The organism is Amycolatopsis sp. CA-161197 (assembly GCF_050942255.1).
In the GTDB taxonomy this organism is placed as follows: Bacteria; Actinomycetota; Actinomycetes; order Mycobacteriales; family Pseudonocardiaceae; genus Amycolatopsis.
The window spans coordinates 5,223,676-5,238,110 of record NZ_CP192059.1; the positions used below are offsets into that span (position 1 = coordinate 5,223,676).

The 14,435-nt window shown below is 74.7% G+C and carries 1 protein-coding gene (running past one end of the window); it reads left to right on the top strand.

Going from position 1 to position 14,435, the window contains the following annotated elements:
- Positions 1–14,407, top strand: partial view of a type I polyketide synthase gene (locus tag ACQPXB_RS24660; protein ID WP_432856456.1) — the 3' portion only. The gene continues 12,998 nt to the left of window position 1, outside the view; only the last 14,407 of its 27,405 coding nucleotides appear in the window; its start codon lies beyond the left edge, outside the window; its stop codon occupies positions 14,405–14,407.
- Positions 14,408–14,435: the final 28 nt, after the last annotated feature.

Consider the following 14,435-nt stretch of genomic DNA (forward strand, 5'->3'; position numbering starts at 1 on the left):
CGGCCCGCACCTGGCCCGCTGGCTCGCCCGCGAAGGCGCGCCGCACGTCGTGCTCACCAGCCGCCGCGGCCTCGACGCGCCCGGCGCGCGCGAGCTGGTCGCGGAGCTGGCCGAGCTGGGCACCGAGGCCGAGGTCGTGGCCTGCGACATCAGCGACCGCGCTCAAGTCGAGGCGATGCTCGCCGGGCTGCGCGACGCGGGCCGCGAGATCCGCAACGTGCTGCACACGGCCGCGTTCATCGGCCTGCAGACGCTGGCCGAGACGTCGATCGAGGCGTTCGCGGAGGTCATCCGCGCGAAGGTCTTGGGCGCGCGGCTGCTCGACGAGCTGCTGCCCGAGGACCTCGACTCGTTCGTGCTCTACTCGTCCACCGCCGGCATGTGGGGCAGTGGCCAGCACGCCGCCTATGTGGCGGGCAACGCGTTCCTCGCCGCGCTCGCCGAGCACCGCCGCGCCCGCGGCCTGCGGGCGACGTCGGTCTCGTGGGGCATCTGGGCCGACGACCTGCAGCTCGGCCGCGTCGACCCGGCGCAGATCCGCGGCAGCGGCCTGGTGTTCATGGACCCGAAGCTCGCGCTCTCGGGCCTGCGCACGGCGCTCGACGGCGGCGACACCGTGGTCGCCGTGGCCGATGTGGACTGGGACCGCTACCACGCGGTGTTCACCGCGATGCGCCCGACGAACCTGTTCGCCGAGGTGCCCGAGGTCAAGCTGCTGCAGGCCGCCGAACAGGAGACCGCCGGCACGGTGGCGGAAGGCGAGTTCGCCGCGCAGCTGCGCGCGCTGAGCCCGGCCGAGCAGGAAGACCGGCTCCTGGCGCTGGTCCGCACCGAGGCGTCCGCCGTGCTGGGGCTGGCCGATCCGGCGGACCTGGCCGAGGAACGGGCGTTCCGCGACGTCGGCTTCGACTCGCTCACGGCCGTCGACCTGCGCAACCGCCTCGCGACCGCGACCGGGCTGACGCTGCCGACCACGATGGTGTTCGACTACCCGAACCCGTTGGCACTGGTGGAGTTCCTCCGCACCGAGGTCGCCGGTGCCACCGTGGCGACCGGCGGACCGGCGGCCGCGATCGCGACCGACGAGCCCATCGCCATCATCGGCATGAGCTGCCGCTACCCGGGCGGCGTCGGTTCACCCGAGCAGCTGTGGGAGCTGGTTTCCCAGGGCCGTGACGTGATCTCCGGCTTCCCCGCCGACCGCGGCTGGGACGCCGACGCGATCTTCGACCCGGACCCCGACGTCAACGGTAAGACCTACTCGACCCAGGGCGGGTTCCTGCACGACGTCGCCGACTTCGACGCGGGTTTCTTCGGGATCTCGCCGCGGGAGGCGCTGTCGATGGACCCGCAGCAGCGGCTGCTGCTGGAGACCGCGTGGGAGGCGTTCGAACGCGCCGGTCTCGACTCGTCGGCCCTGCGCGGCAGCCTCACCGGCACGTTCATCGGCGCCAGCTACCAGGACTACGGCGAGAGCGCCGCGGCCGGTGCCGAGAACTCCGAGGGCCACATGATCACCGGCGCGCTCTCCAGCGTGCTGTCCGGCCGGCTGTCCTACCTGTTCGGGCTCGAGGGCCCGGCGATCACGCTGGACACGGCCTGTTCGTCGTCGCTGGTCGCGCTGCACCTGGCGTGCCAGTCGCTGCGCGGCGGGGAGAGCTCGCTCGCGCTGGCGGGCGGGGTGTCGGTGATGTCGACGCCGAACGCGTTCATCGGCTTCAGCCGCCAGCGCGCGATGGCGCCCGACGGCCGTTGCAAGGCCTACTCCGACTCGGCCGACGGCATGAGCCTCGCCGAGGGTGTCGGCCTCGTGCTGGTGGAGCGCCTGTCCGACGCGCGGCGCAACGGGCATCCGGTGCTCGCCGTGATCCGCGGCTCGGCGATCAACCAGGACGGTGCGTCCAACGGCCTGACCGCGCCCAACGGTCCCGCGCAGCAGCGCGTGATCCGCGCGGCGCTGGCGAACTCGGGCCTGACGGCCGGCGAGATCGACGCGGTCGAGGGCCACGGCACCGGCACGGCGCTCGGCGACCCGATCGAGGCCCAGGCGCTGCTCGCGACCTACGGCCAGGACCGCGAGCGGCCGCTGCTGCTGGGGTCGATCAAGTCGAACATCGGCCACACCCAGATGGCGTCCGGCGTCGCGAGCCTGATCAAGGTCGTGAAGGCGATGGAGCACGGCGTGCTCCCGCCGACCCTGCACGCCGACGAGCCTTCGTCCCATGTGGACTGGGGCACGGGTGCAGTGCAGCTGCTGACCGAGACGACGCCGTGGCCCGGCGGTGACCGGCCGCGCCGCGCCGCGGTGTCGTCGTTCGGGCTCAGCGGCACGAACGCGCACACCGTGGTGGAGCAGGCACCGCCGCTCGACGTGGTCGAGGAGCCGGGTGTCGAGCAGGCCGTTCCGGTCGTCCTTTCCGGACGGTCGCAAGACGCCCTGCGCGCCCAGGCTTCGCGGTTGCTGGACCGGCTCACGGACGAGCCCGGCCTGCGGCTCGCGGACGTCGCGTACTCGCTGGCCACCGCGCGCTCGGCGTTCGACCACCGCGCGGCCCTGGTCGCGGGCGACCGGGCCGAGCTGCTCGCCGGCCTCACCGCCGTGCGCGACGGAGCGCCTGCGGGGAACCTGGTGACCGGCCGCAGTGCCGGACGCGGGCGCACGGCGTTCCTGTTCACCGGACAGGGCAGCCAGCGCTTGGGCATGGGCCGTGAGCTGTACGAGCAGTTCCCGGTGTTCGCCGACGCCTTCGACGCCGCTTGCGCCTGCTTCGACGCGGAGCTGGACCGGCCGCTGCGCGAGGTCATCTGGGGCGCCGACACCGAGCTGCTCGACCGGACCGCCTCCACGCAGCCGGCGTTGTTCGCGGTCGAGGTCGCGCTCTACCGGCTCGCCGAGTCGTGGGGCGTGCGCGCGGACTATCTCGCCGGGCACTCGATCGGTGAGCTGGCGGCGGCCCACGTCGCCGGGGTGCTGACGCTGGAGGACGCGTGCAAGCTGGTCGCCGCGCGTGGCCGGCTGATGGAGGCGTTGCCCGCCGGAGGCGCGATGATCGCGCTGCAGGCGACCGAGGACGAAGTGACGCCGCTGCTCACCGAAGGCGTGTCCCTGGCCGCGATCAACGGGCCGCGTTCGGTGGTCATCGCCGGTGAGGAGGCCGAAGCCGGGGCCATCGCGCGGCACTTCGCCGAGCTGGACCGCAAGACCCGCCGCCTGCGCGTGAGCCACGCGTTCCACTCGCCGCGCATGGACGCCATGCTCGACGACTTCCGCCGCGTCGCCGGATCCGTGAGCTTCACGGCGCCGGTGATCCCGTTCGTCTCGAACGTGACCGGCAACCTCGCGACCGAGGAGCAGGTGTGCTCGCCGGAGTACTGGGTGGACCACGTCCGCCGCGCCGTGCGGTTCGCCGACGGCGTGTCCTGGCTCGCGGGTCACGGCGTCACGACGTTCCTGGAGCTCGGGCCCGACGGGGTGCTGTCGGGGATGGCGCAGGAGTCGCTGACCGAAGCGGCGCTCGTGCTGCCCGTGCTGCGCCGCGACCGCGACGAGGTCGCGACCGCGCTAGGTGCGCTCGCCCGCCTGCACGTCCAGGGCGTGCCGGTCGGGTGGGACGGCGTGTTCGCCGGCAACGGCGCGCGGGTCGTCGACCTGCCCACCTACGCGTTCCAGCGCAAGCGTTACTGGCCGGAGCCCGCGGCTCTCGCTCCCGTCGCGGCCGATCCCGCCGACGCCGACTTCTGGTCCGCCGTCGAGCAGGAGGACGTGACGGCGCTGGCCGAGCAGCTCGGCCTCGACGGCGAGACGCTCCAGCCGATGGTGCCCGCGCTCTCGGCCTGGCGTCGTCGCCGCACCGAACGGGCCACGGTGGACGGCCGGCGTTACCGCGTGGACTGGAAACCGTTCCGGCCCGCCGAACGACGCCTGTCGGGCACGTGGCTCGTGGTGGTCCCGGCGGAGTCCGGCTGGACCCGCGGCGTCGTCGAAACGCTGGGCACCGACACCGTTGTGGTACCGAGCGTCGACGAGATCGGCGCCGGTCCCTACGCCGGCGTGATCTTGCTGCCGGAGCCCGGCGAGACCGGCGAAGGTCATACTCCCGCCGGGGTCCTCACCGCTGCGGCGCTGGTCCAGGCGCTCGGTGCCGCGAACGTCGATGCTCCACTGTGGATTCTCACCCGCGGCGGGATCTCCGTGGGCCGCGCCGACGCCGGGGTGAGCCCGGACCAGGCCGCGGTGTGGGGCCTCGGCCGGGCGATCGGCCTGGAACACCCCGACCGCTGGGGCGGCCTGATCGACCTGCCCGCGGAGCTGGACTCCGCTGTCGCCGCACGGCTCGTGGCCTCGCTTGCCGGGTCCGGCGACGAGGACCAGCTCGCGGTGCGCGCGCCGGGCGTTTTCGTCCGGCGGCTCGCGCACAGTGCCACCGACCCGAAGACGACGTTCACGCCGACCGGCACCGTCCTCGTCACGGGCGGCACCGGCGGTCTCGGCCGTCGCGTGGCCCGCCGGCTCGCCGCGGAAGGCGCAGAGCACCTGCTGCTGACGAGCCGCCGCGGCCCCGATGCGCCAGGTGCGGCCGAGCTCGCCGAGGAGCTGGCAGAGCTGGGTGCCCGCGTGACGATCGCCGCGTGCGACGTCGCCGACCGCGCCGCCCTTGCGGACCTGCTCGCCGAACACCCGGTGCGGTCCGTCTTCCACACCGCCGGCGTCGTCGACGACGGCGTGCTCGACACCCTGACCCCCGAACGGTTCGACACAGTCTTCGCCGCCAAGGCCACGGCCGTGCGGAACTTGCACGAGCTGGCCGGCGACGTCGACGCGTTCGTCCTGTTCTCCTCAGTCGCCGGCACGCTCGGTGCCGCGGGGCAGGGCAACTACGCCGCCGCCAACGCCTACCTCGACGCGTTCGCCGCCCAGCGCCGCGCCTCGGGCCGGCCGGCGACGTCGATCGCCTGGGGCCCCTGGGCCGACGACGGCATGGCCGGCGACGCGGAGATCGCGAACCGCGTGCGGCGCGGCGGCTTCGGCCTGCTCGACCCCGCCGCGGCGATCACCGCGATGTGGCATGCGATCGAGGCCGGCGACACCGCGCTCGCGGTGCTGGACGTCGACTGGCCGCGCTTCGCGACCGTGCGCCCGGACCCGGTGATTGCCGACCTGCCGGAGGTCCGTGCCCTGGCCCGGACCGACGTCGCGGAGCAGCAGGACGAGAACGCCCTGCGCCGCACGCTCGCCGGGTTGCCCGAAACCGAGCGCGTCCGCGCCGTGCTCGACCTGGTGCTGGTGCGGGTCGCGGCCGTGCTCGGTCACGACGGTACGGGCCAGGTCGAGGCCGACCAGCCGTTCGCGGACCTCGGTTTCGACTCGCTGACCACGGTCGAGCTGCGCAACTCGCTCGCCGCCGCGACCGGGCTGACGCTGCCGTCGACGATCGTGTTCGACCACCCCAGCCCCCGCGCGCTGGCCGCGTTCCTGCTCGGCGAGCTGCTGGGCACGCTCGACACCCCGGTGTCGTCGGCCCCGGCCGCACGCGCGGTGGACGACGACCCGATCGCCGTCGTCGGCATGGCCTGCCGGTACCCGGGCGGGATCCGCTCGCCCGGGGACCTGTGGCAGCTGCTGGTCGAGGGCCGTGACGCCGTGGCGCCGTTCCCGGCCGACCGCGGCTGGGACCTCGAAGCGCTGGCCGCCGGAGCCTCCGCCACGCTGCAAGGCGGGTTCCTCTCCGACGTGGCGGACTTCGACGCGGGCTTCTTCGGCATCTCCCCGCGCGAAGCCCTCGCGATGGACCCGCAGCAGCGGCTCCTGCTGGAAACCACGTGGGAGGCGCTGGAACACGCGGGCATCGACGCCGACGGGCTGCGCGGCAGCGACACCGGCGTGTTCGTGGGCACCAACGGCCAGGACTACGTGCAGCTGCTGCAGAACGCGTCCGCCGACATCCAGGGGCACATCGCCACCGGCACCACGGCGAGTGTGCTGTCCGGCCGCCTTTCCTACACACTCGGGCTGGAAGGCCCGGCCGTCACGGTCGACACGGCCTGCTCGTCTTCGCTGGTCGCCCTGCAGTGGGCGGCGCAGGCGCTGCGCAGCGGCACGTCGTCGCTCGCGCTCGCCGGCGGTGTGTCGGTGATGGCGAGTCCGGGCTCGTTCCTCGAGTTCAGCACGCAGAACGGTCTCGCCGCCGACGGCCGCATCAAGGCGTTCTCCGAGGACGCCGACGGCACGGCCTGGGCCGAGGGCGTCGGCGTGCTGGTGCTGGAGCGTCTGTCCGACGCGGTGCGCCACGGCCACGAGGTCTGGGGCGTCGTGCGCGGTGGCGCGGTCAACCAGGACGGCGCGTCCAACGGCCTCACCGCACCCAACGGGCTCGCGCAGCAGCGGGTGATCCGCCAGGCACTGGCCGACGCCGGACTGTCCACTGCGGACGTCGACGTCGTCGAGGCCCACGGCACCGGCACGAAGCTGGGCGACCCGATCGAGGCCGGTGCGCTGCTGGCGACCTACGGCCGCGACCGGACCACGCCGTTGCTGCTCGGCGCCGTGAAGTCGAACCTCGGTCACTCCCAGGCCGCCGCGGGCGTCGCCGGCGTGATCAAGGTGCTGCTCTCGATGCGCCACGGCGTGCTGCCGAAGACGCTGCACAGCGAGCGCCCGACCTCGCACGTCGACTGGACCGGCGGCACGATCTCGCTGCTGGACGACGTCACGCAGTGGCCGGAGACCGGCCGCCCGCGCCGCGCCGGGGTGTCCGCGTTCGGCGTGAGCGGCACCAATGCCCACGTGATTCTGGAGCAGGCGCCCGAGCCGGCGCCGGCCGAGCCCGCCGTGATCGAGCCGGTGGCTGTGCCGTGGCTGGTCTCGGGCCGCACCGAGCAGGCGCTCGACGCGCAGATCGCCCGGGTGACCGCGGCCGCCGGTGAGCTGTCGCCGGTGGACGTGGGCTACACGCTCGCGACCGGCCGCGCCGCGCTGCGCCACCGCGCGGTGCTGGTGTCCACTTCGGACGGTGTCGCCGAGGCGGGCCGGACGAAGGCCGCGACCGGCCGCACCGCCGTGCTGTTCTCGGGTCAGGGCGCGCAGCGCGCCGGCATGGGCCGCGAGCTCTACGACCGGTTCCCGGTGTTCGCCGAGGCCTTCGACGAGGTGCTCGCGCACTTCGATCGCGAGCTCGACCGCCCGCTGCGCGATGTGGTCTTCACGGATTCGGACCTGCTCGACGAGACCGCGTACACGCAGCCCGCGTTGTTCGCGATCGAGGTGGCGCTGTTCCGCCTGGCCGCCTCGCTCGGGATCCGGCCGGACTTCGTGGCCGGGCACTCGATCGGCGAGCTGGCCGCAGCGCACGTCGCCGGGGTGTTCTCGCTGGCGGACGCGTGCACGCTGGTCGCCGCTCGCGGCCGGCTGATGCAGGCGTTGCCGGCCGGGGGCGCCATGGTGTCCGTGCAGGCGACCGAGGCCGAGGTCACGCCGCTGCTCTCGGGTGACGTGGCGCTCGCCGCCGTCAACGGTCCGGACGCCGTGGTGCTCTCGGGTACCGAGGACGCGGTGCTCGCGGTGGTGGCACGGCTGACGGGCCGCAAGACCAAGCGGCTCGCCGTCAGCCACGCGTTCCACTCGCCGCTGATGGACCCGATGCTGGACGAGTTCCGGGCCGTGGTCGCCGGATTGACCCTGGCCGAGCCGGAGATCCCGGTCGTGTCCACTGTGACCGGTGGGGTCGCGGCCGCCGGGGAGCTCGCGTCGCCGGAATACTGGGTGCGACAGGTGCGCGAGCCGGTGCGGTTCGCCGACGGCGTCGCGACGCTGACCGGCCAGGGCGTGACGACGTTCCTCGAGCTCGGTCCCGCCGGGGTGCTCACCGCACTCGCGCAGGCCGGTCTCAGGCAGGACACCGAAGCCATCGCCGCGCTGCGCAAGGGCCGGGGTGAAGAAGCCGCGTGGGCCGGCGCCCTCGGCCGGCTGCACGGTCGCGGGGTCGCCGTGGACTGGGAGACCTACTTCGCCGGCACCGGCACCCGCCGTGTCGTGCTGCCGACGTACGCGTTCCAGCGCGAGCGCTACTGGCCGGAGTTCGACGCGCAGGTCGCGCCGGATCCGGCGGACGCCGCGTTCTGGGCCGCGGTCGAAGACGCCGACCTCGAGACGCTGTCGGCGAGCCTCGACCTCGACGGCGACCAGCTCGCCACCCTCGTGCCGGCGCTTGCGCGCTGGCGCCGCGGCCGGCAGGACGAGGCGCGGGTGCCGCAGTGGAAGTACGACGTGGTGTGGCGGCCGATCACGCCCGACGGCGGTGCGGAGGGGCGCTGGCTCGTGCTCGTCCCGGCGGAGCGCGACGAGTACGTGACCGCGATCCTGGCCGCCCTGGGTGACACGGCCGTGGCCGCCGAGCTCGACGCGCTGCCCGCGGAGACGGACTTCACCGGAGTGCTGTCGCTGCTGGACGTCGCGCCGGCCGACCTGCTGGACCGCGTCGCCGCTCCACTGTGGTGCGTCACACGAGGTGCCGTGGCCGTCGGCGACGACGAAGACCTCGACCCGGCGCAGGCCGCGGTGTGGGGGCTCGGCCGGGTGGCCGCGCTCGACGCACCCGAACGCTGGGGTGGCCTCGTCGACCTGCCCGCCGAGCCCGACGACCGTGCCCTCGCCCGGCTGGCCGCGGTGCTGGCGGCTGGCGAAGACCAGGTCGCGGTCCGCTCCGGCGGCGTGTTCGCCCGCCGGATCGTCCGCGCGGTCGCGGGGGAGCGGTGGACGCCGCGGGGCACCGTCCTCGTCACCGGCGGGACGACCGGCACCGGCCTGGCCGTGGCCGGGTGGCTCGCCGAGCACGGCGCCGAGCGGCTCCTGCTCACGGCACCGTCCCTTGTGGACGCTCCGGAGCTGGGCGTGCCGGCCGAGGTCGTCACCGAGCTGTCGGCCGAGCTGGTCGCGGACGTGACCGCCGTGGTCCACGCCGACGACGGCACCGGCCACGGCGACCCGGTCGCCGCGGTGCTCGGCGGCGCCGAAACCCTCGACACCCTGTTCGGCGACCGCGAGCTCGACGCGTTCCTCGTGTTCGGTTCCCTCGCCGGAGCCTGGGGCTCGGCCGGCCGCGCCGACGAAGCCGCGATCGGCGCGCAGCTGGCCGCGATCGCCGAACGCCGGCGCCTGCGTGGCCTGGCCGGGCAGGCGATCGCCTGGGGCGCCTGGGCCGGCACCGACGACGCTCTCGCCGGGCACCTGCGCCTGTCGGGTCTTCCCGCGATGCCATCCGCGGCCGCGGTGACGGCATTGAGCGCCCCGGCCGCGATCGTCGCGGACGTGGAGTGGGTGAAGTTCGCCCCGGCGTTCACCCGGACCCGCCCCACGAACCTGTTCACCGAGCTGCCCGAGTTCACCGAGGCGGTCACGCAGAAGACGGCCGGTCTCGCCGGGGAACTGCGCGAACTGCCGCAGGCGGACCGCATCCGGCGGCTGCTCGCCGCCGTGCGGGAGAAGGCGGCGCTGGTCCTCGGCCACGCGAGCGCCGACGCGGTCGCCGCCGACCTGCCGTTCAAGGACCTCGGATTCGACTCGCTCACCGCGGTCGACCTGCGCAACCAGCTCGGGGACGCCACCGGCTTGGCGCTCCCGGCCACCCTCGCGTTCGACCACCCGACCCCGCAGGTGCTGGCGGCCTTCCTCGACGCCGAGCTGTTCGGCGCCGACGACAGCGGCGCCGGCGTGGTGACCACGGCGGCGGTCACCGACGACCCGATCGTGATCGTCGGCATGAGCTGCCGCTACCCCGGTGGCGTCCGGTCGCCGGAAGACCTGTGGCGCCTCGTCTCCGACGGGGTCGACGCGGTCGGCGACATGCCCGCCGACCGCGGCTGGCCGATGGACGAGCTGTTCGCCGGCGGCCCGGAGACGCCGGGCACGAGCGTGACGCGCCAGGGCGGTTTCCTCTACGACGTCGCGGACTTCGACCCCGGCTTCTTCGGGATCTCGCCGCGCGAGGCCGTGGTGATGGACCCGCAGCAGCGCATCGTGCTCGAAGCCGCGTGGGAGGCGCTGGAACGCGCCGGGGTCGACCCGGCCGGCCTGCGCGGCACCGACGCGGGCGTGTTCGTGGGCGGCGGCAGCGGCGACTACCGGCCCGTGCTCGGCGAAGAGGGCGGGCACTGGCAGACGGCGCAGTCGTCGAGCCTGCTCTCCGGGCGCCTGGCCTACACGTTCGGCCTCCAGGGCCCGACCGTGTCGGTCGACACGGCGTGCTCGTCTTCGCTGGTCGCGATGCACCTCGCCGCCCAGGCCCTGCGCAGCGGTGAGTGCTCGGTCGCGCTGGCCGGCGGGGTCACGGTGATGTCGACGCCGGTGAACTTCGTCGAGTTCAGCGACCTCGGCGCCTTGTCGCCGGACGGACGGTGCAAGGCCTTCTCCGACGAGGCGAACGGCACCGGCTGGGCCGAGGGCGTCGGCATGCTGGTGCTGGAACGCCAGTCCGATGCCGTGCGCAACGGCCACCGGATCCTCGCCGTGGTGCGGGGTTCGGCCATCAACTCCGACGGCGCCTCCAACGGCCTGACCGCGCCCAGCGGTCCGGCGCAGCAGAAGGTGATCCGCAAGGCGCTCGCCGGCGCCGGCCTGCAACCGTCCGAAGTGGACGCGGTCGAAGCCCACGGCACCGGCACGAAACTGGGTGACCCGATCGAGGCCCAGGCGCTGCTCGCGATCTACGGCGGCGAGCGGGAACACCCGCTGCTGCTGGGGTCGGTGAAGTCGAACCTCGGCCACACGCAGTCGGCCTCGGGTGTCGCGGGCGTGATCAAGATGGTGCTCGCGATGCAGCACGGCGTGCTGCCGAAGACCCTGCACGCCGACGCGCCGACGTCCCAGGTGGACTGGAGCGCGGGGGCGATCGAGCTGGTCGGCGAGTCCCGGGCCTGGCCCGAGGTGGGCCGGGTGCGGCGCGCGGCGGTGTCGTCGTTCGGCGCCAGCGGCACGAACTCGCACGTGATCCTGGAGCAGGCGCCCGAACAGCCCGCGGTCTCGGCCGAGGAGTCCGCCGGGCCGGTGCTGGTGCCGGTCTCGGGCCGTACGCCGGCGGCGCTGAAGGCGCAGGCCCAGCGGCTGCGCGACCGCCTGCTCGACGAGCCGGGCCTCTCGCCCGCCGAAGTCGCGTACGCGCTGGCCACCACCCGTGCGACGTTCGAGCACCGCGCGACGGTGCTGGCGTCGGACACCGCCGAGCTGCTGGCCGGGCTGACCGCGCTCGCCGAGGGCGCGCCGTCCCCGTCGGTGAGCGAGGGCCGGGCGCGGTCACTGGGCCGCACCGCGTTCCTGTTCACCGGCCAGGGCGCGCAGCGCGCCGGCATGGGCCGCGAGCTCTACGACCGGTTCCCGGTGTTCGCCGAGGCCTTCGACGAGGTCGTGGCCGCGCTGGACGCGCACCTCGAGCGCCCGCTGCGGGAGATCGTGTTCGCCGAGCCCGGCACGGCCGAGGCCGAGCTGCTCGACCGCACGGGCTACACGCAGCCCGCGCTGTTCGCGATGGAGGTCGCGCTGGTGCGGCTGGTCACCTCGCTCGGCATCCGGCCGGACGTGGTGGCCGGGCACTCGATCGGCGAGCTGGCCGCGGCCCACGTGGCCGGCGTCTTCTCCCTCGCCGACGCCGCCCGCCTGGTCGCCGCCCGCGCGACGCTGATGGACGCGCTGCCGGGGGCCGAGTCGGCGATGGTGTCGATCGAGGCCCGCGAGGACGAGGTCACGCCGCTGCTCACGCCGGGGATCTCGGTGGCGGCGGTCAACGGCCCGGCCGCGGTGGTGGTGGCCGGGGACGAATCGGAGGCCGAAGCGCTCGCCGCGAGGTTCGCGGCCGAGGGCCGGAAGACTAGGCGTTTGCGGGTCTCCCATGCGTTTCACTCATCTCACATGGACGCGATGCTGGACGACTACCGACGGGTGGCCCGGAGCGTGGCTTACGCCGCTCCGGCGGTGCCGCTCGTGTCCACGGTCACCGGTGCGCCGGCCGGCGACGAGGTGCTCACCCCCGAGTACTGGGTGCGCCACGTCCGCGACGCGGTCCGCTTCGCCGACGGTGTTGCCGGCCTGGCCGAGGCCGGCGCCGATGTGTTCGTGGAGATCGGTCCCGACGGGGTCCTCTCCGCGATGGCGGCGGCGACCCTCGACGACCGCGCGACGCTCGTTCCGGTGCTGCGCAAGGACCGCGGCGAACCGGGCGCGCTGCTCGGGGCGCTGGCCCGGCTGCACGTCGCGGGCCTGAGCCCCGACTGGCGGGCCTTGCTCGGCCGCCACCGCGTGGTGGACCTGCCGACGTACGCCTTCCAGCACGAGCGGTTCTGGCCCGAGAGCCAGGCCCTCGGCGCCGCCCCCGCCGTCGAGTCCTCGCGTGACGACGCTTTCTGGTCGGCCGTGCGGGAGGAGGAGTTCGAGCACCTCAGCAGCACACTTGACGTCGACGCCGGTGCGCTGGGCCAGGTCCTGCCCGCACTGCTCGGCTGGCGCAAGACGGTCGCCGACCGGTCCACAGTGGACTCCTGGCGCCATCGCGTCACCTGGTCGCCGCTGACCGGCGCGGCCGAGGCCGCTCCGGCGGGCACCTGGCTCGCGGTCGTCCCCGAGACGCACGACGGCGACGCCTGGACGGACGCGGCGGTGGCCGCGCTGGGCACCGACGTGGTTCGCCTGGCTGTCGGCGGCCAGGACCGGGCCGCGCTCGCCGAGGAGCTGCGCGCGGCGGGTCCGGTGACCGGAGTCGTCTCGCTACTCGCCCTCGACGAACGCACGACGTCCGGGGTGCCGCACGGGCTCGTGGCCACCACGACCCTGCTGCAGGCGCTGGGCGACGCGGGGACCACCGCGCCGCTGTGGGCGGTGACGCGGGGTGCGGTGCCGGCGGGCGGCACGGACGTGACCAGCCCGCTGCAGGCCGCCTGCTGGGGGCTCGGCCGCGCCGCCGCGCTGGAACACCCCGACCGCTGGGGCGGGCTCGTCGACCTGCCGGAGACGCTCGACGAGCGTTCGGCCGCCCGCTTCGCCGGTGTCCTCGCCGGCCCGGCGGGGGAGGACCAGCTCGCCGTGCGCCCGTCCGCGGTGTTCGGGGCGCGCCTGGCTCCGGCTCCGGCCGGCGGCGAAGCCCGGACTTGGGACCCGACGGGCACGGTGCTCATCACCGGTGGCACCGGCGGGCTCGGGGCGCTGGTCGCGCGCCGGCTCGCCGAGGCCGGGGCCGGGCACCTGCTGCTCGCCAGCCGGCGCGGTGCGGCCGCGCCCGGGGCGGCCGAGCTGGCTGCCGAGCTCGAAGACCGGGGTGCCCGCGTGACGATCGCCGCCTGCGACGTCGCCGACCGGGCCTCGCTCACCGAGCTGCTGGCGGGGATCCCGGCCGACGTGCCGCTCACCGCCGTGGTCCACACCGCCGGCGTGCTCGACGACGGCGTGCTCGACGGACTCACGCCGGACCGGTTCGAAGCCGTGTTCCGCGCCAAGGTCGGTTCGGCGCTCCTGCTCGACGAGCTGACCCGCGACCACGACCTCGCGGTGTTCGCGCTGTTCGCCTCGGCGTCGGCCGTGGTCGGCAACCCGGGGCAGGCCAACTACTCCGCCGCCAACGCGGTGCTCGACGCCCTCGCCGAACGGCGCCGGGCCGAAGGGCTCGCGGCCACGTCGATCGCGTGGGGCGCCTGGGGCGGAGCCGGGATGGCGACCGGGGCGGCGGCCGAGGTTGCCGCGCGCCGCAGCGGGATCGCCGCGATGGACCCGGATCTGGCCGTGCTCGCCCTGCGGCAGCTCGTCACCGAACCACGTCCGACGGCGGTGGTGGTCCAGGTCGACGCCGGGGGCTTCAGCGGCGGACCCGCGCGGCCCAATCCATTGCTGCGCGACCTGCCGGGTTACGTCGAACCGGCAGCGGCCGCGCCGGCCGAGGAGTCGTCCGCGTTCCGCGAGCGCCTCGCCGGCCTGCCCGCCGACGAGCGCGAAGAGGCCGTGCTGGACCTCGTGCGGGTGCGAGCCGCAGAGGTGCTCGGGTACGCCGACCTCGACGTGGTGGGACCGGACAAGCCGTTCCGCGACCTCGGGTTCGACTCGCTCGGCGTGGTGGAACTGCGCAACCGCCTCACGGCGGCGACCGGGCTGACGATGCCCTCGACGCTCGTGTTCGACCACCCGACGCCCGAGGCGCTGGCCGCGTACCTCCTGGAGCAGCTGGCTCCGGAAGCGGCCGAGGCCGGCGACGAGGAGACCCGGGTGCGGGCGCTGCTCTCGGCGGTGCCGCTGGCCAAGCTGCGCGAAAGCGGCGTGCTGGACACCTTGCTGCGCCTGGCCGAAGGCGGCGAGGCGGTCGCGGGTGCGGACATCGACGACATGGGCGTGGACGACCTCGTGCGGGCCGCGCTGACCGGGCAAGAGCCGACCGAGTGACCCAGCCGAGCGAGTGACGGAGCTGAAG